This is a genomic window from Yoonia ponticola, from assembly GCF_014199395.1.
GTDB classification, from domain to species: domain Bacteria; phylum Pseudomonadota; class Alphaproteobacteria; order Rhodobacterales; family Rhodobacteraceae; genus Yoonia; species Yoonia ponticola.
On sequence record NZ_JACIJM010000004.1, the window covers coordinates 325,469 to 347,574 of the forward strand.

Genomic DNA, 22,106 nt, shown 5'->3' on the forward strand with positions numbered 1-22,106 from the left:
AAGGCGAAGTGAAGCCCCCGCCCTTGCGGTTGCACCATCCTCAGGTAGAAGGTGCGCAACTCGATATTTAAGGCGGTATTATGACCACAGCATTAATCATCCTTGGCGCAGGCATGGGCACGCGCATGAATTCCGACATGCCCAAAGTGCTGCACCACATCGCTGGTGCGCCGATGCTCGTCCACGCGATGAAAGCTGGCGCATCGTTAGAGCCGGAAAAAACTGTGATCGTGGCAGGACATGGGTCCGAACAAGTCGAAGCGGCAGCGCTGGACTGGGACCCCGATGTGACGACCGTTTTGCAAAGCGAACAACTGGGCACGGCCCACGCGGTCGCACAGGCGAAAACGGCGCTGGACGGCTTTGATGGCGACGCGCTTGTACTTTACGGCGACACCCCATTCATCCAGCCTGAAACGTTAGAGGCAATGGCGACAGCCCGCGCATCCCACGACATTATCGTGCTGGGGTTCGAGGCTGCTGATCCGGGCCGCTACGGGCGTCTTGTGACCACTGGTGACACGCTTGAGCGGATCGTAGAATTCAAAGACGCCACGGACGCCGAACGCGCCATAACGCTTTGTAATAGTGGCGTTATCATGGCGAATGCGACGACCTTGTTTGATCTGATCGACAAGGTCGGCAATGACAATGCGTCTGGCGAATACTACCTCACTGACATCATCGGCATCGCCCGCGATCAGGGCCTCACTGCGACAGTGGTCAGCTGCGACGAGAGCGAAACGCTGGGCGTCAACTCCCGCGCTGAACTGGCGGGTGCAGAGGCGCAGTTCCAGCGCCGTGCGCGTATCGCGGCAATGGAAGACGGCATCACCCTATCCGACCCCGACACGGTCTATTTCGCCCATGACACGGTGATCGGCCGCGACACCATCGTGGAACCCAACGTGGTCTTTGGCCCCGGTGTGACGATTGAATCCAGCACAACCATCCGCGCGTTTAGCCACCTCGAAGGCTGCCACGTCTCGCGCGGCTCAATCATCGGTCCCTACGCACGTCTGCGCCCGGGTGCGGAACTGGCCGAGAACACCAAAGTCGGTAACTTTGTGGAAATCAAGAACGCCCAAATCGCTGCGGGTGCCAAGGTCAACCACCTGTCTTACATCGGCGACGCGACCATCGGCGAAAAAGCAAATATCGGCGCAGGAACAATCACCTGCAACTATGACGGCTTTTTCAAACACCATACAACTATCGGGGCGAACGCCTTTATCGGGTCGAACACAATGCTTGTGGCCCCCGTCACCGTCGGCAACGGCGCGATGACAGGCAGCGGATCGGTGATCTCTGACGACGTGCCGGACGGCGCATTGGGGCTGGGCCGCGCGCGCCAAGTCACCAAAGCAGGCTTCGCTACGAAACTATTTGATATACTGCGGGCCCGCAAAGCCAAGCAGTCGAAAGGACATTAAGTCATGTGCGGAATTGTTGGCGTATTAAGCAATAACCAAGCGGCCCCGATCCTTGTTGATAGCCTGAAACGGCTCGAATATCGCGGCTATGACAGCGCAGGCATTGCGACGATCCACGAGGATAGGCTCGAACGTCGCCGCGCCCTTGGGAAACTCGTGAACCTGTCGGATTTGCTGGTGCATGAACCGCTGGCTGGGAAATCCGGCATCGGTCACACACGTTGGGCGACACACGGTGCGCCGACTGTTGGCAACGCACACCCGCACCGCGCCGCTGGCGTCGCAGTTGTGCATAACGGGATTATCGAGAATTTCCGTGAATTGCGGGCGTTTCTGGCCGAAAACAACATCACCTATTCCACCGATACCGACACTGAAACCGTCGCCCTGCTCGCGCAATATCACCTTGATGCGGGGCTTGCGCCACGCGAAGCCGCCGAGAAAACGATTGCGATGCTCGAAGGCGCTTATGCGCTGTGTTTCTTGTTCGACGGTGAAGACGACCTGCTGATCGCCGCCCGCAAAGGATCGCCGCTGGCGATTGGTCACGGCGACGGAGAAAATTTCGTAGGCTCTGACGCGATTGCGCTGGCCCCAATGACCGACCGCATCACCTATCTGGATGAAGGCGATTGGGCGATTATCACGCGGACTTCCGTGGAAATCCGCGATGAGACCGGACAACAGACCAACCGCGAAATGAAAGTCATCGAGATCAGCAACGCGAGCGTCGATAAGGCCGGCCACAAGCACTTTATGTCGAAAGAAATCGCAGAGCAGCCGACCGTGCTGCAAGGTGCCTTGTCCCACTACATCAGCCCGAATGCGGACGCTGTGACCCTGCCCGAAAGCGGCATCGACTTTGCCAAAATCGAACGCATGACGATGGTCGCCTGTGGCACGGCCTATTACGCCTGTATGGTCGCGAAATACTGGTTCGAACAGGTCGCACGGATGCCGGTTGAAATCGACGTGGCGTCTGAATTCCGCTACCGCGAACCGCCTGTGACCGCTGGCACGGCAGCCCTGTTCGTGTCGCAATCCGGCGAAACCGCCGACACGCTCGCCGCCCTGCGCTACATGAAAGGCAAGGCGGATACGATCTTGTCGATCGTCAACGTCGAAACCAGCACCATCGCCCGCGAAAGCGATCTGGCGCTGCCGATTTTGGCTGGTGCGGAAATCGGCGTCGCCTCAACCAAGGCATTCACTTGTCAACTGACAACGCTTGCGATCCTCGCCATTGAAGCCGCCCGCGCGCGTGATCATTTGACCGATGCCGAAGTCTCTGAAAATCTGTCCCGACTGCGGGCGCTGCCCGGTGTGATTAACCTCGCTTTGGGCATTGAGGACAAATGCAAAACCATCGCACGGCAACTGGCAGAGGCCCGCGATATCCTGTTTCTGGGCCGTGGCGCGATGTATCCGCTCGCCCATGAGGGTGCGCTAAAACTCAAAGAAATCAGCTACATCCACGCCGAAGCTTATGCATCAGGTGAACTAAAACACGGGCCCATCGCGTTGGTCGATGAAAACGTGCCGATCATCGTCATGGCCCCGCGTGACAGCCTGTTCGAGAAAACAGTCTCCAACATGCAAGAGGTCATGGCACGCGGCGGCAAGGTGCTGTTAATCACCGACAAACAGGGCGCGGCTGAAGCTGGCGACGGGGTCTGGGACACGATCATCATGCCCGAAATCGACGCCTTCCTTGCGCCAATCCTCTACGCCGTCCCTGCCCAATTGCTCGCCTATCACACCGCGATTGCCAAAGGCACAGACGTCGATCAACCCCGCAACCTAGCCAAGTCAGTGACAGTCGAATGAACGTAGATGACGCCATCGCAGCCCTCGGCGGCGACCCTCTGAAGGCGGTTGGCATGGCCAGCTACCACAAAAATGACCGCCCCTATCTGGGCCTAGCGAACCCCGAAATCGACGTTCATGTAAAAGCATGGCGGGCAGAGCTGTCGTTCGATAACCGCTTGCAATTGGCCCAAGACCTATGGGCCACAAACATCCACGAAGGCATGGTCGCAGGCGCGAAATTACTGTCGCAAGCGCGGATCAAACCCGATGATTCCCGCGTCTGGGACATTATCACCGGATGGGTGCCGACATTCGACGCATGGGCCATCTCGGACCACGCTTGCATCGCTGGGCAAAAACGTCTGGTTGCGGACCCGTCACGGCTGGACGAAGTCGAGACATGGATCACGTCCGACCACATGTGGACCAAACGCGCAGCCCTTGTGATGACCCTACCGTGGACCAAACAGAACCACCCGAAACCTGCCGAAGAAGAAGCCCGCGAGCGTATCTTGGGCTGGGCTGCGACCTATGTGACCGACCCCGACTGGTTCATCCAGAAAGCCGTGGCATGGTGGCTGCGCGATCTTTCGACCCACGACCAGCCCCGCACCCGCGCGTTTTTGGAAGAATACGGCGACCAGATGAAGCCATTCGCACGTAAAGAAGCGGCCAGCAAACTGCCAGCCGCCCCCGAAGCGTAACGCTTTGTAAACTTACTTGCGGTAGACTTTTACGTCGATCAACGCGGTCAACGGCACGTCCAAAAGACGCAAGGCAGCAAGGCTCATCTGGCTGCCTGCCGTGGCCGGACCGCCCGATGGGCGCAGTTCCAAATTCACGGACTTGCCGTTCGCAGGGTTTTCAACGCGGCCTTGGGTCAGTTCCGTGACCAATCCGGTCTCTAACCAAATGCCCGGCTGTGCAGGTGGCCCGAGCGAGATGTTCGTGGTGCCCAGCGATTGCTCGCCCGCAGGTTCGGCCACGGCCACAGCCGCCGCACGATCTTCGGCTGACGTGGTGTCAAAATCCTCGACGGTGCGGGCCGCAGCAGGGGGTGGCGGTGGCGGCGCAGGGTTCAGGGTTTCCGCAGGAACGACAGACGTTCCCGCCGCCGCATTCACAGCAGCACTACCAGACGGCGCCAATTGCCACGCGGGATCGGTACAAGCGGCAAGGGATAAGACGGGGAGAATATAGATCAATTTCATGTGTGTGAGGTTAATCGTGTCAATATGCCGACGCAAGGACCTTTGGCTACCTTGCGCAGGTCCGCGCCGCCCCCTACGTTCGCCTCATGACACAGCCATTGATTGATCCATTCGCCCGCGCCATTTCCTACCTTCGGGTTTCCGTCACCGACAGGTGCGACTTCCGCTGCGTGTACTGCATGTCCGAAAACATGACGTTCCTGCCGAAGAAGGAATTGTTATCGCTCGAAGAATTGGACCGCCTGTGTTCGTCTTTCATCGGACTTGGCGTGAAAAAGCTGCGGATCACAGGGGGCGAACCGCTGGTGCGCCGCGATATCATGACGTTCTTTCAGTCCATGACCCGGCATCTGGACAGCGGTGCGCTGGAAGAACTGACCGTGACAACCAACGGCAGCCAACTTGAAAAATACGCAGCCCAATTGGCCGCAGCGGGCGTGAAACGGATCAACGTATCACTGGATACGCTCGACGAGCAGAAATTCGCGGACATCACCCGCTGGGGCCGCCTGCCCCAAGTCATCCGCGGCATTGATGCGGCGCAAAAAGCGGGGATGCGCGTCAAAATCAATACCGTCGCACTTGCGGGCTTCAATGAGGACGAACTTTTCACGCTCACCGATTGGTGCGCGTCGCGCGACATGGACATCACCTTTATCGAAGTGATGCCAATGGGCGATATCGGCAACGAGGACCGGATCACGCAATATTGGTCGCTCGAAAACCTCCGCGCACGGTTGGCCGAACGGACCACACTGACGGATCTACCAGAAAGCACAGGCGGCCCCGCCCGCTACGTGCGCCTTGACGACACGCAGCAAAAGATCGGATTTATCACGCCGCTGTCGCATAATTTCTGCGAAAGCTGCAACCGCGTGCGCGTGACCTGCACCGGCGAAATCTACACCTGCTTGGGACAAGAAGGCCATTCCGACCTGCGCGGCCCGCTGCGGTCCAGCGAATCCGATGCGCACCTCGAAGACGCCATTCGAGCCGCCATCGCGCTGAAACCCAAAGGCCACGACTTTGACTACTCCCGTCAAAAAGCCGACGGTAAAGTCAGCCGCCACATGTCGCATACGGGCGGTTAATACAGAGCAAACAAAAAAGTAGGGCACACCGCCCCGCTTCTTTGGCTCTCTTCAAATCCCCGCCGGAGGCTGCACATCAACGGCCCCCAGCGCGCGGCCCGCGTTCACTTACGCCGCTGGCATCCGCTGCTCCACAATCTCGGCCCACCACGAACACCCAGCAGGGATCGCTTCGTCGCTAAAATTATACGCCGCGTTATGCACCGCTGCCGTGTCACCATTGCCGACCAGAATATAAGCGCCAGGGCGTTCTTCTAGCATATAGGCGAAATCTTCGCCGCCCATGATCAACGGGGCCTCGTCGCATTTGCCAGCCACAGAGGCCGCCACGGACGCCGCAAAGTCGGTCTGTTCTACGTGGTTCACCATCGGCGGGTAGCCTTTGATGAAGGTGATTTTTGCGGTCGCGCCGTAGGCTTCACAGGTCGCATACACCAATCTGTGCAAGCGTTCCTCGCCCAAGGCCCGCATCTCGCGCGTCAAGGTCCGGATTGTACCTTTCAGACGCACCGATTGCGCGATGATGTTGAACGCTTTGGAACTGCTTTCCACCGATGTCACCGACACCACGGCCTGTTCCACGGGGTCCACATTGCGGCTGACAATGCTTTGCAATGCGGTCACAACATGCGCCGCCACGAGCACCGAATCCACGGTCTCCTGTGGTTTTGCGGCATGACCACCCTGCCCCTCAATCGTGATGTCAAACTGATCAGTCGCTGCAAAAAACGGCCCAGACCGGATCGCAAAAGACCCAAGCGGCACGCCCGGCCAATTATGCATCCCGTAGACCTCCTGGATGCCGAAACGGTCCATCATGCCGTCCTCGCACATCTCGCGCCCGCCGCCGCCGCCCTCTTCGGCAGGTTGGAAGATCACGACAACAGTGCCATCGAAATTGCGGGTCTCGGCCAGATATTGCGCAGCCCCCAGCAGCATCGCGGTGTGTCCATCATGGCCACAAGCATGCATCGCGCCATCGGTTTTCGACGCATAAGGCAGGCCGGTTTCCTCGTGGATCGGCAGCGCGTCCATGTCAGCCCGCAGGCCAATCACGCGGCCAGCAGTATCCGTCTTGCCCTTGATCACGCCCACGACGCCGGTGCGCCCGATGCCGGTCACAACCTCTTCACAGCCAAACGCCGTCAGCTTTTCCGCAACGATCCCAGAGGTGCGATGGGTCTCGAACAGGATCTCGGGGTTTTCGTGCAAATCCCTGCGCCACGCAGTGATGTCGGGCAGCAATTCAGCAAAACGATTCTTGACGGGCATGATGGGTCCTACTTGATAATGTAGATGCACCTTGCCCAATGCACGCCGCGAGAACAAGCAAACAAACCGCGCCACCCGCGCCGATTTTTCCAGAAAAATCGTATGAATTTTCGCGAAAATTCGGCGTCAGTGCATTTTTTTATGTATACGCTGCACCATCATCCAGACGGCCAGCAACACCAGCGGCGTGGCAATCGCACCCATCATCACCTTGGGCACATCATAGAGTTTCTCAAGCGGCCCAAGCACATACAGCACTAAATTCACCGCGTAATAACTGATCGCCACGACAGACAGCCCTTCAACCGTCTTTTGCAGCCGCAATTGCAGATCAGCCCGCCTGTCCATCGACGTGAGCAAGTCCTGATTCTGTGCTGATCGTTCCACATCCACCCGTGTCCGCAGCAGATCGCTCGCGCGTTGGGCGCGGTTCGACATCGCATGCAGGCGGTCTTGGGTCGATGTCACCGTCCGCATCGCCGGATCAAAGCGCCGCATCATAAATTCACCAAAGGTCTGTCGCCCCGCAAAGCGGTCCTCGCGCAGCACCCCGATCCGTTGGTTCACAATCGTCTCGTAAGCCCCCGTCGCCCCAAACCGGAACGACGTCTGCGCCACGATATTCTCCAACTCAGCCGATGCCGTTAGCAATTCATACAACACGGTTTCCGGACGCGCATCCGCCCCCGTCATATCCGCCAGCATAGCCGTTAATCGCTGGTCAATCGCGCCCATTTTGGGGCCCAGATCACGGGCCATTGCAAGGCCCAGCATCGACATTGCCTTATAAGTCTCGATCTCGCACAATCGCTGCACGACGCGGCCTGTGCGCTGCGGTCCGGTCTCTGGCCGTGCAAACACCGCAAAGCGCATGTGGCCCGCCACATCAATCCGAAAATCACCTGCCACAACCAGCCCGTCATCCAACACGCGACTGACGGCGAGGCTCTCTGGTACAAACCAATCCACAACTTTGCCCAGAATACCGTCGTCACCCTCAGCCGTCTCAACACGGATCAACGCGGACGTGATCCGCACCCCCGGCGCATCGTCCAACCAATCTTGCGGGAACACATCAAAGGTTTTGGAATCGAACGGGCGCTGCGCATTGCCATCGCCAAACACCGTATAGGTCACAAACTCTGTGTGGCTTTCCCACTTGAGCATGTATTTCCCGATTTGCCCCGAATAATGGGTCGCGTCCGGCTGCGGATGTTGTGCCCCGAACCGATCCAGCAGCGCGATCAAATGCAGGCGATCCGCTTCACGGTCCCGCCCCGCCGCGTTCGACGCAGGCTTCAGCGCAAGATACGCCGCCTTGCTCGGCGCCGCCACAATCGGAAACGGGCGGGCGTGCAATTCGTTCGCCATCGGATAGCGCAACGGGTGATCTTTTATCGGGGACATGGGCGTGACCTATCTAGCATCACGGCAATGTAACGCCAAATCCGGTCAGGTAAAGAAAAAATCGTTCTAAATGAATGTGTTAGCTGCGTACAATCGTATACCGTACGCAGCTATCGTCACAAATCCCTTAGATCACAACAACATCCAGCGGCGGGAAGCCGTTGAAACACACGCTCGAATAGGTCGATGTGTACGCACCTGTATTGCGGATCAGCACGCGGTCGCCAGATTTCAGCGTCATCGGCATCTGCATCGGGCGCTTTTCGTACAGCACATCGGCGCTATCACAGCTAGGCCCCGCCAGAATGCACGGCCCCATCGGGTCGTCGTCACGCGCAGTTTCAAACTGGTAGCGGATCGCCTCGCCTTCAGTCTCGGCCAAGCCTGAAAAACGGCCAATGTCCAAGTAAACCCAGCGGTGCATGTCGCGCTCTGATTTACGCGACACCAGCATCACTTCGGCGACGATCACGCCAGCCTCTGCGACCATACCACGGCCCGGCTCTGCCATGATCTTGGCGACCTCGCCAAAACGGTCAGTGACCTGCGCCATCACGCGGGATGCGTAGCTGGTTGGGGCTTCAATCGCTTCGCCGTAGAACGCGGGAAAACCACCGCCAATGTTGAGCAATGTCAGGTCGTGCCCCGCAGCGCGCGCGGCATGCCAGATCGCAGCCATCGCATCCAAGGACGGCGCCCACATTTCAGCTTTGCGTGTTTGCGACCCCACATGGAACGAGAACCCAACCGGATTCAGGCCCAAGGCAACCGCATAATCCAACAGACGCAGCGCAGTGTCGCGGTCACAGCCAAACTTGCGTGACAACGGCCAATCAGCCTCGGATGTCTCAACAATCAGACGTACATAGACGGACGCGCCCGGCGCGTGTGCCGCAAGCTTTTCCAACTCTTCGTCAGCATCCGCTGCGAACAAACGAATACCTTCGTCGTAAGCCCAAGCAATATCAGACGCCCGTTTGATCGTGTTGCCAAAGGACACCTGATCCGGCGTTGCACCCTCGTCCAGACACAGCTTGATTTCAGCCTTCGACGCTGCATCAAAGTGCGACCCCAGATCAACCAAGCGGGCAATCACTTCACGTGCAGGGTTTGCTTTGACGGCATAGTGAATATCTGCACGGCCTAAGCCTGCTTTCAGCGCGTTGTATTGGGTCGCCACGCGATCCAGATCAACCACCAGCGTCGGGCGATCAAACACACGGCGTGCGACAAACGCATCCAGCTTTGACAGGGAATCAGCAACAGAGGACGCCACAGCGGGCGAAAAGTGATAAGTCATGGGTCATCTCCAGTAGACCCGGCCATAATGGGCATCGCCCACCAAAGACCGCTCAGTTCCAAGGGAGACGTTACCGTCGCTACGTAAACACGTGTGCGTTGACTTTCACCGGCCAGAGGCGCGTGCGTTGGCGTCTATAAATCTGCATTTGCGGCGAAAACGGATTCGTTGCAAGATACAAAATGCACAGCACCCAAAAAAAGTTTCGCGCCATGCAGATCACGCATATGTACTGCGCCCTGCCCTTCATTTCGCCGTAACAACTCGCCCCGCTGGCAAGCGTCCCGCACGTCTTGCCCGGCGCGGCGGTTGCGATTAGACCTGCCCCATGTCTCGCACCATTTTACTGAACAAACCCTTCGACGTGCTCTCGCAGTTCACTGACGCAAAATCGCCCACCAAACGGCGGACGTTGTCGGATTTCGTCGATGTGCCGCATGTCTATCCCGCAGGTCGGCTTGACCGCGATAGCGAGGGGCTGTTGATCCTGACCGACGACGGCAAACTGCAAGCCCAGATCAGTAATCCAAAACACAAGCTGCCGAAAACCTACTACGTCCAAGTAGAAGGCAGCCCGACGGATGCCGATCTGCAAGCTCTGCGCGACGGTGTGACCCTCAAAGACGGACTAACACGGCCCGCCAAGGTCGCGCTGATCGACCCGCCTGCCCTATGGGACCGCGTGCCGCCCGTGCGTGTGCGCAAGACAATCCCAGACACATGGATCGAGATCAGCATTTCCGAGGGTCGCAACCGCCAAGTGCGCCGGATGACCGCCCACATCGGCTTTCCCACGCTGCGGTTGGTGCGTTGGCGGATCGGGCACTGGACGCTCGACGGGATCGCCCAAGGCAAATGGCGCGACGCCTAAGCCCCACGCCCAGAAACAGCCTCGGCAAACAGAAACAGCCTCGGCAAAACGCCGAAGCCGCTTCATCATGTCATGCTGATAACAGCCCGACAGGCCTAACGATTTTCGCCAAAGATTTCGACATAGGTATCAACTTCTTCCACGCCACCGTTCACAGTTGCAAAGCCGTCACTGTCGAAACCAACCACGGCTTTCACAACGCTTTGGCCTCCGGTCGGATTGACACGTGTGCCAAGAAACTGGCCATTCAGAAAGCCTTCGACCACATAGCTGTCGCCATCAATGGTCAGATCACCCGTGTAATCCGCCAACCAGTCGTTCGGGCGATACGTCAGGTTATCATCTTCATCGTCACCGATGATCGACAGGCTATCGCCAATCGCGACCTCTCCTGACACCGCAAGAACGTCAGCACTATTAAGCGATATGTCCGTGAGACCCGCAAGATTTGTAATGGCCCCTGTCATCGTCCCCGCCCCGAAATTGGCGGTCAATGTCACGTCACCGATCAGCGCGATATCATCGGGGTCCGTTTCAAACACAGGATCGATAAAGATCGACGCGCCCCCGTCAAAGCTGGCAGAACCGGATGTCGGCATCGCTGTGAATGCGGTGCCGGAAAATTTTGCAATCCGCTCCGCATCTTTATCCATCTCCGCCGCGCGGTCGACAAGGGCGTCAAAGCTGGACGAGCCACCAGAGCCACCACAGGCGGCCAGCGCCACAAGGCTTGCGACGGACAGGCTCATTTTGGTCATACGGGACATCTGAAAACTCCTGAGAGACATTAACGTATTAATAACCCGTTAACGTTTAGACAAAATCTACAGGAAAACATAGCGATACCCACGACACAGACTGTAGCGATACGCGAAACGATCTGTTGAAACGAAATAGACGGGACAATTTGCATGGGGCGCTGAGGTCGCGAATGGCAGCACCGAGCCCGTTGTTCCAAATGTTGCGCAGTCCACGGATGTCAGCTTTTGCGTTACGAGTTCGGTGTGTCAGCATCACTGTCAAACCGCGCTTTGCGAAGTCGTGCTGTTTTTTGATGACGGAGTTCTGCCTCGTCTTCGTTGATGCGTCTCACAATGCGCGTTGTCTTATCCAGCGGCGTTTCTTTCGGGGACGTGCCGGATGTAAAAATGATCGTTTTAGCCAGATTGGCCATGAGTGGTCTCCTTAAAATTCGTGTGTGCAATGGTGTAACGTGTCGCAACAAGCCGCGCACCGTTCTGGCCGCAAAGCCGGACAGCTTTGCGGCAAAGAGCTTTTGACTGAAGATGTGAGAAAAACTGTTATGCTGGTTCAGGTACGATCAGAACCGGACAGAGTGCCGATCTCGTAACCCTGCGGGCGACCGAAGTGTCGAGAAACGCTTCAAGCCAAGATCTGTTTGGGGAACCAACGACGATGAGATCCGCGTCAAACTCATCGGCAAACGCGACGATGACCTCCTCGATTTGGCCTATACGCACCTCGATTTTGGTTTCGACACTTGAACCGCAGGCGGTCTTCAGCTCTTCGATCTGATCGCGGCGATCTTCGATGATTTGCGCATCATCAGTCGCGACAAGGGGAACGGCGGTGACCATTGGTCCTGCTGCCGCCAGTCCTGCCCCCGCGAAGGCTGTTGGAACAACATTGAGCAAGCAGACCTTGCCCCCCACGCTCTCGGCCATGTCAAAGGCGACGCCAGCCACTTCGCAGTTAAGAGGCTGATCGACTGTCGTGAGAACCATGATGCGTTGGAAGCGCGCTGTTTGGACGTCCGTGGTCTCTACGCCTTCAACATCTTTGACATTTTCGAGTTGAATGAGGGCGGACTGTAGATCTTCCGCGTTGTAGGACGGGGTTGATCCGGCCATGCCCTCGGATGTTGCCTCCAGATTTTGATCCGCATCGGCAGCCATCGACTTTAATATTTTCACCTTGTCAGCGTGGCCGAGATTGACGTCGCTCAAGACATGATCCGGTGTTTCAAAGTGGCCGGAGGGGTTCGACACTCTTGTTTGTGCATAACTGGTCATGGTGTTCCTTCTTCACTGCGATTGAAAAGCAATCGGCAGTAACTGTCTGAATGATGTGGGTTGCGACCACCCTGTTCGGATCGGTCTATTTGGACCCTGCAGGCAGCTTGGACATCATGTTCCAGCAACCGCTTCAAATCCGGCAACATGCCAGTCTTCTTGGTCCGTCTCGTTACCTATACAGGGAACGAAGGAAAAAATCAATGTCAGTGGACGGCAGCACTGGTTTTCCGCTCGATACCACCTGTGAATGCAACCACACCCGCTCATGAAAAAAGTACGGGATCAGCTTGGTTGTGACATCATTTATCGAAAGCAGCCGCCCATATCATCGGCGGCAATGTCGGCTTTGTCCTGCAAACCCCACACCTCCATCAAAACCCAAAAGGCCCCGCAGTTTCCTGCAGGGCCATTTCTCTATCGTATCTCACCCCCAATAGGCCGGGGCCTATCGCGAAAAGCGTCGCGTTAAGGCGCCACCACCGCCTCTGGAAGTTCGTTGTCGGCTGTCACGCTGATATTCGCGGTCAGGCCCGAGACGGATGCTGCGACTGCGCTGTCTTCGTCCGACAGGCTGACACCGCGCACAACGGAACGTGCGCCTTCGTTGGTCCGTGTGCCGTGCAACTGACCCTGTAGCTCGCCTGCGAGGCCGTATGTCTCGCCCAGTACTGTCAGCGTGCCTGCGTAGTCAGAGAACAGGCTATTCTGCCGCGCATCGTCTGGTGCATCGTCAAAGTCTTTGCCGATCGCCCCACCGCTGAGCAACAGCTCGCCGGACACGTAGCCCGTATCGCCGTTCGCATTAACCGCCCGCATATTGCGCAGATTGCCTGTCACCACATCTTCGGTGCCGGTCGCGCCAAAGTTCACGTTGACGTTGGCGATGCCAACCGCGTCCAGAACCATGTCGTCGCCGTCGTTGATCTCGACCGTGCTAAAGCCGCGATAGACGGCACTGCCTGATGTCGGGATCGCATCAAACTTTGTGCCCGCAAAGCCCGGATTTTCATCGGTGCCATCGCCCACCACTTTCAGGAATGCTGCGTCCGCCTCGGCCATGCGTAGATTGATGCTGCTGGCGGACAAAACGCCGCTTTGGCTGGTCGAACTACTGGACCCGCATGCGGATAAAAAAAGCGCAGCGGCGCAGAGAGTGACGGCGATTTTCGGAACATTGTAAACCAACATGGAACAAACCTTTTATGAGAGGCGCTATTGTTTCTATTTTAGAGATTCAATTGCGCCTAAATTATTCAAATTGTGGCTAAATTCTGGCCGCTCAGACGATTCCCGTCAAGTTTTAATGATCTGCAATCCAAAGGCGAGCACCCCATGCACGGTGCCCCTCAAACGCAAAAGACCGGCCAGAATATGGCCGGTCTTTGGTCGCATTTTATGGGATCGCGCTTAGTCGATCTTTGGCAGCAGCGCATCGAGGGATGCTTTTGCGTCGCCGTAGAACATGCGTGTGTTGTCCTTGAAGAACAGCGGGTTTTCGATACCGGAGTATCCAGTACCTTGCCCACGCTTGGACACAAACACTTGTTTCGCTTTCCAGCATTCCAGAACCGGCATACCCGCGATTGGGCTGTTCGGGTCGTCTTGGGCCGCTGGGTTCACGATGTCGTTCGAGCCGATCACGATCGCGACGTCCGTATTCGGGAAGTCGTCGTTGATCTCGTCCATTTCCATCACGATGTCATACGGCACTTTGGCTTCGGCCAGCAGGACGTTCATGTGACCGGGCAGACGGCCCGCAACAGGGTGGATCGCGAAACGCACGTTCTTGCCCTGTGCGCGCAGTTTGCGCACCAGTTCGGCCACGCCTTGCTGTGCTTGTGCGACGGCCATCCCGTACCCTGGAATGATGATGACGCTATCAGCCTCGTTCAATGCGCTGGCAACACCATCCGCATCAATCGCAACCTGTTCGCCTTCAACGGCCATCTGTTCGCCCTGTGGGCCACCAAAGCCGCCCAAGATCACGCTAATGAACGACCGGTTCATCGCCTTACACATGATGTAGGACAAAATCGCACCGGACGAGCCAACCAGCGCACCCACAACGATCAACAGGTCGTTGCCGAGCGAGAAACCAATCGCCGCCGCCGCCCAGCCTGAATAGCTGTTCAGCATGGACACAACGACGGGCATATCCGCGCCGCCGATGCCTTTGATCAGGTGGTAGCCGATGAACAGCGCCGCCAAGGTCATCAAGAACAATGGGAAGAACCCGCCCGTGTTGAAGTACCAGATCAGCGTCAGAACAGTCAGGGCAGCCGCGCCGATGTTCAGCATGTGACCGCCCGGCAGCTTAACAGCCGCTGAGTCCACTTTGCCCGCCAGTTTGCCGTAAGCAATGACCGATCCGGTGAATGTCACCGCACCAATAAAGATGCCCAAGAACAATTCAACGCGCAGAATGTTGATCTCAACCGGAGACTTATGCGCCAAAAGCGTCGCAAAGGTGCCCAGATCGTGCATCTCGTCTGCAGCCATACCCATCACGCGGTTCAATTCAAAATGCGCGATAAAGCCTACGAACACGGCAGCCAAACCAACAAGGCTGTGCATCGCGGCTACCAGTTCTGGCATCTGCGTCATCTGCACTTTGGTCGCGAGAACGTAGCCGATAGCCCCGCCGCCCACGATCAGAATAAGCGAGAGCAACCAGAAACCGGAACCCGGTCCGATCAGCGTGGCGAGAACCGCCAAGCCCATGCCAACAATCCCGTACCATACGGCACGTTTCGCGCTTTCCTGTCCTGACAAGCCCCCGAGAGAGAGAATGAAAAGAACGGCTGCGACCACGTAAGCCGCTGTAGTAAATCCGAAATCCATAATTCTAACCCCTTAAGACTTTTGGAACATGGCGAGCATACGCCGTGTCACAAGGAAGCCGCCGAAAATGTTGATGCCAGTCATGAACACGGCCAGTGAAGCCAAGATAACAACCAGCGCCGATCCCGATCCGATCTGGGTCAAAGCGCCCAGAATGATGATGCTTGAGATTGCGTTAGTGACAGCCATCAGCGGTGTGTGAAGACTGTGGGCGACGCCCCAGATCACTTGGAAACCGATGAAGACGGACAATACGAACACGATAAAGTGCTGCATAAAGCTGGCTGGTGCAACCAAACCAATGGCCAGCAGAACTGCGGCCCCCACAGCGATCAGCGTCACTTGGGATTTGGTCTGCGCCTTGAACGCTGCTGTTTCAGCGGCGCGTTTTTCTTCCGGCGTCAGTTCTTTTGGCGCAGGCTTTTTCGGCTGTGCTGCAATCGCTGCGACCTTTGGCGGTGGCGGCGGGAATGTGATCTCGCCTTTGTGCGTCGCGGTGGCCCCACGGATCACGTCGTCTTCCATGTTGTGATTTGGCACACCGTCTTTTTCGGGTGTCAGATCGGTCATCATGTGACGGATGTTTGTGGCGTATAGCGTGGACGATTGCGCGGCCATGCGGGACGGGAAGTCGGTGTAGCCGATGATGGTCACGCCGTTGTCGGTGACAACTTTCTCGTCCATCACAGTCAGCTTACAGTTGCCACCGCGTTCCGCTGCAAGGTCGACAATAACCGAACCCGGTTTCATGCTGTCGACCATATCCTTGGTCCACAGTTCCGGCGCATCGCGGCCCGGGATCAACGCAGTGGTGATCACAATGTCGATGTCTGGTGCGATCTCGCGGAATTTCGCAAGCTGGGCTGCCGCAAATTCAGGCGACGACACAGCGGCGTAGCCACCAGTCGCGGCACCATCTGTCTGCTCTTCTTCAAAGTCGAGGAAGACAAATTCAGCGCCCATCGATTCAACTTGTTCAGCCACTTCAGGCCGCACGTCGAACGCATATGTAATCGCGCCAAGCGATGTTGCTGTACCAATCGCGGCCAATCCGGCCACACCAGCACCGACAACCAGAACCTTCGCAGGGGGTACTTTACCCGCAGCAGTCACCTGCCCTGTAAAGAAACGGCCAAAGTTGTTACCCGCCTCAATCACCGCACGGTAGCCCGCGATATTCGCCATCGACGACAGCGCGTCCATCTTTTGGGCGCGTGAAATACGTGGCACCATGTCCATCGCGATCACGGTAGACCCTTGGGCGTTGGCGGCGTCCATCAGCTCTTTGTTCTGAGCAGGGTAGAAGAACGAAATCAACGTTTGATCCGCGCGCATCAGCTTGGTTTCGTCCGTTGACGGTGGACGGACTTTGGCGACGATATCTGCAGCAGCCCAAAGGTCTTTGGCCGATTTGACGACCGCGACACCGGCTTCTGTATAGGTTGCATCAGAGAAACCTGCGGATTGGCCCGCGCCGGATTCGATCAAACACTCGTATCCAAGTTTCTGCAAATCTTTGGCCGAAGCTGGCGTCATTGCGACGCGATCTTCACCCGGAAAGACTTCGTTTGGCGCACCGATTTTCACAGGCGTTCCCCCACTTATGATTGTTGCTGCACCCGCATTACCGTGCGTAACAAAATTGCGCAAGGATGGGTGGGGCTGTTTGCAATCATCTGTGGCGGGCTAAAGCGGTATTAAGGCAGTCAAAGGCAGTGGCCAAACGTCGCAGGAAGCCGTTGTTTCAGAACGCTTTCCTTAAAACGCACGCGACGCACCACCGATCATTTAAGTGATCGCAGGTATCAACAGAAATAATGCAATACTAGTATTCCAGATGCGCAGTACAGCCCCGAATCCACCCCGACTTGACCCACAGGCGCGGTCCACAGGGTCAGCGTTGCCGCCCCCCCCTATGGCTCGTGCAGCGCCTCACGTGACCGATACAGCGGCTTGGTCAGATATTGCAGCACGGACTTCTCGCCTGTGTGCAGTTCAACCGACGCTTGCAAACCGGGGCGCATGGCGATCTGGCTTTGACGTTGGTCCAGATCATCACGGTCCACCCGCAGCGTGACCTTATAGTGCGGATCAGCGTCCGGCTGGCGGTCGTCTTTGAAGGTATCGGCACTGACAAATTGCACTTCGCCGGTCATCGACCCGTAGATCGTATAATCATAAGCCGAGAACTTGATCGTCGCCCGCTGCCCCGCCACGACGTTTGCGACGTCCTGCGGTTTCACTCGTGCCTCAACAAACAGCTCGTCGCCCAGTGGCGTGATCTGCGCGATCTCCTCACCCGGACGGACAACGCCGCCGATTGTGGTGATCGACAGGTTATTCACAACGCCGCGCATCGGGGACGTAATCACTGTGCGCGACAACTGGTCATTCGCTTGACGCAGCCCCTGCCCCAGTTGCGCGAGTTCCTGCAACGTCTCGGAATAGCCCGCAGCACGTTCCAATTCGGCTCCCGTTACGATTTCATTGTAGCGGATTTCAGCGTCAGCATGGGCCTTGCGGGCCTTCGTGGCCTCGATCAACGCGACGATCTCGCGGGCCAGCATGTCTTCCATCAAGTCCAGTTCACGCTTGGTTTCCACCATCACACGGCGGGCGCCTTCGACCTTGGACGTGTAATCGGACTGACGGGCGGCAAGCAAAGCACGCTCGGACGCCACGATATTCGGGCTACGGGCTGCAATCTGCGCAGGGACTTCAAATTCGAACGCACCCGCGATTTCGGCCTCAAGCCGCAAGCGCCGCACTTCGAGCGCCAAAACCTGATCTTCCAGATCCGCGACGCTGGTTTGGAAATTCGTACCGCGCAGTTTGGCGATCACATCACCATGCTCCACGATCTCGCCTTCGCTGACCAGCAGTTCCGCAAGAATCCCGCCTTCAAGGTTCTGGATAATCTGGGGCCGCGAGGCCGAGACGACTTCGCCCTCTGCCCGCACGATTTCATCCAAGAATGCGAACTTTGCCCAAGCCAGAAACACCAGCACCGTCGCACCAACCAACCAAATGGTCATGCTCGATCCGCGCATTTTGCCCGAGAATTCTGCGTCTACTGTGGCCATGGTTTACCCTGCCTTCTTTTCTTTTTGGAGATGCGCAAGCACCTCGTCACGTGGTCCATCGACCATCATTCGTCCGTTCTGCAAGATCATCGTGCGATCCGTCAGCGCCAAGATCGGCACACGGTGCGTCGCAATAATCGCGGTGCGCCCGTCGAGCCATGTGTGCAGACGGTCCACCAAAGTCGATTCCAGCGTCTGATCCAGCGCCGCAGTCGGTTCGTCCAGCAGACACACCTTCGGGTCTTGCAACCACAACCGCGCCCAGCCAATCGACTGGCGTTGACCAATAGATAGACCCTCGCCACCGTCGCGGATTTCCAGATCAAGCCCCTTAGGGTGGTTGCGCACAAACGGCCCCAACCCAGCGAAATCAAGCGACGCGAGCAAGCGTTCATCATCCCGCTCAAGCAGCGTCAGGTTCAGGTTTTCGCGCAATGTCCCCGCAAACAACCGGACCTCTTGGCTCAGATAACCAATGCCACGGCGCAGATCACGCGCCATCACTTGGCCCATATCAACGCCGTCAATCAGCACACGCCCCGCCGTTGGACGGTGCAGGCCTGACAACACTTTCAACAATGTCGATTTACCAGATCCGTTCGCGCCCAAGACCGCAACATGCTGCCCCGGCTTGATGGAAAGCGCCGGAATATCAATCGTATTGGCCGCGTCATCGTCATAAGTATAAGACAATTCGCGCAGCTCGTAGCCGCCCTTCAATGTCTCTTTGCGCAAGTACGTGCGGCCTTCTTCGACGTCTTGCGGTGCTTGCGCGATGCCGTCCAATGCCTCAAGCGCGGCTTTGACGTTCGACCAACGCGCCATCGTGGCGGCCAATTGCGTCAGCGGCCCCAGCGTGCGGGATGTTAAAATACCCACAGCGATGATCGTGCCAACGGTGAACTGCCCCTGGAACACCATGAAGGTGCCGACCACAACAGCGGACACATATGTCGCCTGCTGCACGCCTTGGCTCCAGAATGTCAGGGTGCTGGACAATTTACGCTGCTCGGAAGTGGCCAGTGACGACAGCGCCGAAAACTCGCCCCACAACCGGCGAAAGCGTTCTTCGCCGCGCTGCGCTTTGATCGTGTCGGCGTCATAGATCGCTTCGTGCAACAAACGGGATGCCTTGGTGGAGGCGCCTTGCGTTTCCATCGTCAGCTTCATCATCTTCTTTTGCATAAAGAACGACGGCAGCACCATCAGGATGCCACCCGCGAACAAGACCCACACAACGTTGCCGCCGATGGAAGCCACAAGTGCCAGAAACAGCACGATAAACGGAAGATCAGTCAATGTGCCGATGGTAGAGGCCGTGAAAAACTCACGGATCGACGAGAATTCGCGCACAGCCGCAAAAGTCCCGCTTGGCGTCTGGCCTTTCTGGCCCGCTTGCATGCCCAGCAGTTTGTCCATCAACAACGTCTGAATGCGCAGCTCGACCTTGCGGCCTGCCCCGTCCATCAGACGCGCACGGGCAATCCGCAAGAACGCTTCAAGCAACATCGCGCAACCAGCCCCAATCGCCAGCACCCACAGTGTCGCGGTAGACTGGTGCGGGATCACGCGGTCATAAACCTGCAAGGAAAACAACGCGACGGCCACGGCCAACAGGTTCGCCACAAACGATCCCAATGCGACCTCAAACATGATCCGGCGCAGCTTTTTGATTTCGCCCCAGAACCAATGTTCCTTCTGGCCCTCATTCGCATGACGGCGGCTAAGCTCACCAACATCCACGTCAGCGCGGATCACATTACCCGTAAAAACAGGTGTGAAATCAAGCACGTCGACTTCGGTGCGGTTATCAGCAACAGCGGCGTCATAGACCACGACGGTTTCGCCGACCTGTTCCAGAACCAGAACCAATTCGCCGTTATTCATCTCAGCCAAGGCAGGCCATGACGACTGATGAACGTTTGCGGATTGAACCTGTGCAACCAGCCCCACGCCCTTCAGCGCTTTGGCGATTTCGGTGCCGGACAAATCACCGCCACCTGCCGCTGTGATGCGTTCCAGCAATTCGACTTTCGGCAGATCAACACCCAAGACAGCCGCGTAAACAGACGCAAGATTGGCCCGTGCCGCCGCCGCGTCAGAATATAATGCCGCCGGACGGTCAGCCGTTTCAACGACCTGCGCCTGCGGGGCAACCGCAGGTTCCGGCATCGTATGCGCGGCCCGATCAGGATGCGGTGCTGTGATTTTCGGCTGCACAGGCATACCGCCGTCAATCGCCTCGGATGCGGGCACCGCTTTGGGCGTAATCCGTGTCAGCTTGGCCCCGCGTGATCCGTTGATATCAAACGCTAAAATAGGACCGCTCATATTTGTTCTCCGTTCACCAAGGACCCCATAAGAGCTGCGATTTTCAGCTCTGTGCGGGCGACTTCGTATTTCAGGGCAACCGCTTCACGTTCCGTGCTGACCTTGGTTTCTAAGATGCTGACAACTTCGGTAACAGACCGATGGCCCGACCGCTGTTGTTCAGAAAAGATGGAAAAGTTGCTGGCGGCTTGGGCGGCAAGCGTCTGGGCCTGTGCCTCTTGGCGGCGCAACGATGATAGCTCTGCGCGTAGCGATTCCAGCGACCGGTTCGCGTTTTCGCGGACCTGACCGACGCGGGCGTTTGCAGCGGCCTGAGAGGCTTCTAACGCATCCAATGACGCGCCTGTGCCAAAGCCAAATCCGTTGTCAGCACCGACGTTCAATCCGCCGCCGCTGCCTTCTGATCCGACGCTACCCGATGCAGTCAACGACGGCAGGAAACCCGCGCGGGCCACGGTGGCTTCGGCCATGCTGCGCTGCGCTTCGGCTTCGGCCTTCATCACGGTCAATGGCTGCGCACCCGGCCCCGGCTGGCCGATAGTCGACAGACCCGTCACCCCGTCCAATGGCGTGACCGACATCGCGTTCAGTTCCGCAAAAGCAGACGCCGCGGACTCAAGGTCAGACGACATCGCGGATTGCATCGCGTTCAATTTCTGTTGGACGATCTGATGATCAACGCGGCTGGACACACCACCACGGACCCGCTCGGACATCACATATTCATAACGTTCCATCTGCTGCATCGCGGCAGAGTTCACATGCGCGCGGGCCTTTCCGGCCTCGGCGTTCAGGTACAATTCCAAGCCGCCAAGCACACGCTGGTTGGTATCTTGGGCCAAGGCCACAGCGGCGACTTCAACATCAGCACGTGCATAGGCCCGCTCGGCCCGCTTCTTGCCGTTGTCAAACAACACCTGCTGCACCACCAATTCGGTCACAACATCACCAAGCGACGACAGCGAAATATTCGGACCCAATGTCGGCAACCAGTTCGACGCCTGCGCCTCAGATCGCAACGTCGCGGCCCGCAAGTCAGCCTCAGCCGCCCGCGCATTAGCCGCCAAAACAGCATCAGCCACTTGATCGTAGGAACCAGTTCCCAAGACCGAGCGGCGATTTAAAAGACCTTCGATAATTTGCGATTGCGACCCGTCTTGCAGGTTCGCATCCAATGCCGCTTGCGGGGATGCTACAGCCTCACCCTCAGTCGCATTTGTGAATGTATTTGATCGTGAAACGCCGGCATCGCCGTCCATACACGCAGTCAAACTCGCAACGCACGTTAGCGTCAACACACCCTTTAGATTACACCAGCCATACACGTGCCTGCCCCACTACCTGCCAAAACTTGCCCTAACCCTCGACCTGATTTTTGTGGTCTTTGAGGGGTGGTCCCGGGGCGATCATTAACCGCCGCC

18 protein-coding genes are annotated in these 22,106 nt (G+C 57.5%); 5 read left to right on the top strand and 13 right to left on the bottom strand.

The window, feature by feature from the left end; genetic code table 11:
• Positions 1-80: 80 nt before the first annotated feature.
• Genes glmU through FHS72_RS08995 form a run of 3 tightly spaced genes read left to right on the top strand, consistent with a single transcriptional unit; the run spans position 81 to position 3,946 of the window.
• Positions 81-1,433, top strand: coding sequence for a bifunctional UDP-N-acetylglucosamine diphosphorylase/glucosamine-1-phosphate N-acetyltransferase GlmU (glmU, locus tag FHS72_RS08985; protein WP_183528217.1), 1,353 nt, complete (start codon positions 81-83; stop codon positions 1,431-1,433).
• A 3-nt stretch (positions 1,434-1,436) separates the two neighbouring features.
• Positions 1,437-3,260, top strand: coding sequence for a glutamine--fructose-6-phosphate transaminase (isomerizing) (gene glmS / locus FHS72_RS08990; RefSeq protein WP_183528219.1), 1,824 nt, complete (start codon positions 1,437-1,439; stop codon positions 3,258-3,260).
• On the top strand, positions 3,257-3,946 hold the full coding sequence (locus FHS72_RS08995) for a DNA alkylation repair protein (RefSeq protein ID WP_183528221.1): 690 nt from the start codon (positions 3,257-3,259) through the stop codon (positions 3,944-3,946). The genes glmS and FHS72_RS08995 overlap by 4 nt, the downstream gene beginning before the upstream one ends.
• Positions 3,947-3,958: 12 nt before the next feature.
• Here FHS72_RS08995 and FHS72_RS09000 read toward each other — a convergent pair whose 3' ends face one another.
• A complete protein-coding gene (locus tag FHS72_RS09000) occupies positions 3,959-4,489 on the bottom strand; it encodes a D-galactarate dehydratase (RefSeq protein WP_343042665.1) in 531 nt (176 codons plus the stop codon).
• 50 nt (positions 4,490-4,539) lie between these two features.
• On the opposite strand from FHS72_RS09000, the gene moaA reads away from it, so the two are divergent.
• Positions 4,540-5,544 (top strand): GTP 3',8-cyclase MoaA, encoded by a 1,005-nt coding sequence (moaA, locus tag FHS72_RS09005; protein ID WP_183528223.1) that lies wholly within the window; start codon positions 4,540-4,542, stop codon positions 5,542-5,544.
• Positions 5,545-5,652: 108 nt separating this feature from the next.
• Here the strand turns inward: moaA and FHS72_RS09010 are convergent, their stop codons facing one another.
• The 3 genes from FHS72_RS09010 to FHS72_RS09020 all read right to left on the bottom strand — a co-directional run bounded on the left by FHS72_RS09010 (position 5,653) and on the right by FHS72_RS09020 (position 9,523).
• The gene (locus tag FHS72_RS09010; RefSeq protein ID WP_183528225.1) at positions 5,653-6,816 is read right to left on the bottom strand and encodes a M20 aminoacylase family protein; all 1,164 of its coding nucleotides are present in this window, start codon (positions 6,814-6,816) and stop codon (positions 5,653-5,655) included.
• A 126-nt stretch (positions 6,817-6,942) separates the two neighbouring features.
• Complete coding sequence (locus FHS72_RS09015; RefSeq protein WP_183528227.1) at positions 6,943-8,223, bottom strand: DUF3422 family protein; 1,281 nt, start codon at positions 8,221-8,223, stop codon at positions 6,943-6,945.
• A gap of 127 nt (positions 8,224-8,350) precedes the next feature.
• Positions 8,351-9,523: a type III PLP-dependent enzyme gene (locus tag FHS72_RS09020; protein WP_183528229.1), complete on the bottom strand. Its 1,173-nt coding sequence runs from the start codon at positions 9,521-9,523 to the stop codon at positions 8,351-8,353.
• Between the two features lie 328 nt (positions 9,524-9,851).
• Between FHS72_RS09020 and FHS72_RS09025 the strand changes: the two genes are divergently transcribed.
• Positions 9,852-10,394: a pseudouridine synthase gene (locus tag FHS72_RS09025; RefSeq protein ID WP_183528231.1), complete on the top strand. Its 543-nt coding sequence runs from the start codon at positions 9,852-9,854 to the stop codon at positions 10,392-10,394.
• Positions 10,395-10,489: 95 nt separating this feature from the next.
• Here the strand turns inward: FHS72_RS09025 and FHS72_RS09030 are convergent, their stop codons facing one another.
• The 9 genes from FHS72_RS09030 to FHS72_RS09070 all read right to left on the bottom strand — a co-directional run bounded on the left by FHS72_RS09030 (position 10,490) and on the right by FHS72_RS09070 (position 21,944).
• A complete protein-coding gene (locus FHS72_RS09030; RefSeq protein ID WP_183528233.1) occupies positions 10,490-11,161 on the bottom strand; it encodes a HupA family protein in 672 nt (223 codons plus the stop codon).
• Between the two features lie 224 nt (positions 11,162-11,385).
• On the bottom strand, positions 11,386-11,568 hold the full coding sequence (locus FHS72_RS09035; RefSeq protein ID WP_183528235.1) for a hypothetical protein: 183 nt from the start codon (positions 11,566-11,568) through the stop codon (positions 11,386-11,388).
• Positions 11,569-11,695: 127 nt separating this feature from the next.
• Positions 11,696-12,427: a universal stress protein gene (locus FHS72_RS09040; protein WP_183528237.1), complete on the bottom strand. Its 732-nt coding sequence runs from the start codon at positions 12,425-12,427 to the stop codon at positions 11,696-11,698.
• Positions 12,428-12,895: 468 nt separating this feature from the next.
• Positions 12,896-13,618, bottom strand: coding sequence for a hypothetical protein (locus tag FHS72_RS09045; protein ID WP_183528239.1), 723 nt, complete (start codon positions 13,616-13,618; stop codon positions 12,896-12,898).
• A 219-nt stretch (positions 13,619-13,837) separates the two neighbouring features.
• Positions 13,838-15,271 carry an NAD(P)(+) transhydrogenase (Re/Si-specific) subunit beta gene (locus tag FHS72_RS09050; RefSeq protein WP_183528241.1) on the bottom strand — a complete coding sequence of 478 codons (1,434 nt, stop codon included), beginning with the start codon at positions 15,269-15,271 and terminating at the stop codon, positions 13,838-13,840.
• A 12-nt stretch (positions 15,272-15,283) separates the two neighbouring features.
• The gene (locus FHS72_RS09055) at positions 15,284-16,858 is read right to left on the bottom strand and encodes a Re/Si-specific NAD(P)(+) transhydrogenase subunit alpha (RefSeq protein WP_183528243.1); all 1,575 of its coding nucleotides are present in this window, start codon (positions 16,856-16,858) and stop codon (positions 15,284-15,286) included.
• 326 nt (positions 16,859-17,184) lie between these two features.
• Complete coding sequence (locus FHS72_RS09060; RefSeq protein ID WP_183528245.1) at positions 17,185-18,354, bottom strand: beta-barrel domain-containing protein; 1,170 nt, start codon at positions 18,352-18,354, stop codon at positions 17,185-17,187.
• Positions 18,355-18,357: 3 nt separating this feature from the next.
• Positions 18,358-20,685, bottom strand: a complete 2,328-nt coding sequence (locus FHS72_RS09065; RefSeq protein ID WP_246414601.1) for an ATP-binding cassette domain-containing protein — start codon at positions 20,683-20,685, stop codon at positions 18,358-18,360.
• Positions 20,682-21,944 (bottom strand): TolC family protein, encoded by a 1,263-nt coding sequence (locus tag FHS72_RS09070; protein WP_183528247.1) that lies wholly within the window; start codon positions 21,942-21,944, stop codon positions 20,682-20,684. Before FHS72_RS09070 ends, FHS72_RS09065 begins: the two co-directional genes overlap by 4 nt.
• Positions 21,945-22,106: the final 162 nt, after the last annotated feature.

Coding starts and splice junctions, on each gene's coding strand:
- FHS72_RS09010 (WP_183528225.1), bottom strand. CDS start 6,816: ATGCCCGTCAAGAATCGTTTTGCTGAATTGCTGCCCGACATCACTGCG.
- FHS72_RS09070 (WP_183528247.1), bottom strand. CDS start 21,944: ATGGACGGCGATGCCGGCGTTTCACGATCAAATACATTCACAAATGCG.
- FHS72_RS09030 (WP_183528233.1), bottom strand. CDS start 11,161: ATGTCCCGTATGACCAAAATGAGCCTGTCCGTCGCAAGCCTTGTGGCG.
- FHS72_RS09020 (WP_183528229.1), bottom strand. CDS start 9,523: ATGACTTATCACTTTTCGCCCGCTGTGGCGTCCTCTGTTGCTGATTCC.
- FHS72_RS09065 (WP_246414601.1), bottom strand. CDS start 20,685: ATGAGCGGTCCTATTTTAGCGTTTGATATCAACGGATCACGCGGGGCC.
- glmS (WP_183528219.1), top strand. CDS start 1,437: ATGTGCGGAATTGTTGGCGTATTAAGCAATAACCAAGCGGCCCCGATC.
- FHS72_RS09025 (WP_183528231.1), top strand. CDS start 9,852: ATGTCTCGCACCATTTTACTGAACAAACCCTTCGACGTGCTCTCGCAG.
- FHS72_RS09035 (WP_183528235.1), bottom strand. CDS start 11,568: ATGGCCAATCTGGCTAAAACGATCATTTTTACATCCGGCACGTCCCCG.
- FHS72_RS08995 (WP_183528221.1), top strand. CDS start 3,257: ATGAACGTAGATGACGCCATCGCAGCCCTCGGCGGCGACCCTCTGAAG.
- FHS72_RS09045 (WP_183528239.1), bottom strand. CDS start 13,618: ATGTTGGTTTACAATGTTCCGAAAATCGCCGTCACTCTCTGCGCCGCT.
- moaA (WP_183528223.1), top strand. CDS start 4,540: ATGACACAGCCATTGATTGATCCATTCGCCCGCGCCATTTCCTACCTT.
- FHS72_RS09060 (WP_183528245.1), bottom strand. CDS start 18,354: ATGGCCACAGTAGACGCAGAATTCTCGGGCAAAATGCGCGGATCGAGC.
- FHS72_RS09050 (WP_183528241.1), bottom strand. CDS start 15,271: ATGGATTTCGGATTTACTACAGCGGCTTACGTGGTCGCAGCCGTTCTT.
- FHS72_RS09040 (WP_183528237.1), bottom strand. CDS start 12,427: ATGACCAGTTATGCACAAACAAGAGTGTCGAACCCCTCCGGCCACTTT.
- FHS72_RS09015 (WP_183528227.1), bottom strand. CDS start 8,223: ATGTCCCCGATAAAAGATCACCCGTTGCGCTATCCGATGGCGAACGAA.
- glmU (WP_183528217.1), top strand. CDS start 81: ATGACCACAGCATTAATCATCCTTGGCGCAGGCATGGGCACGCGCATG.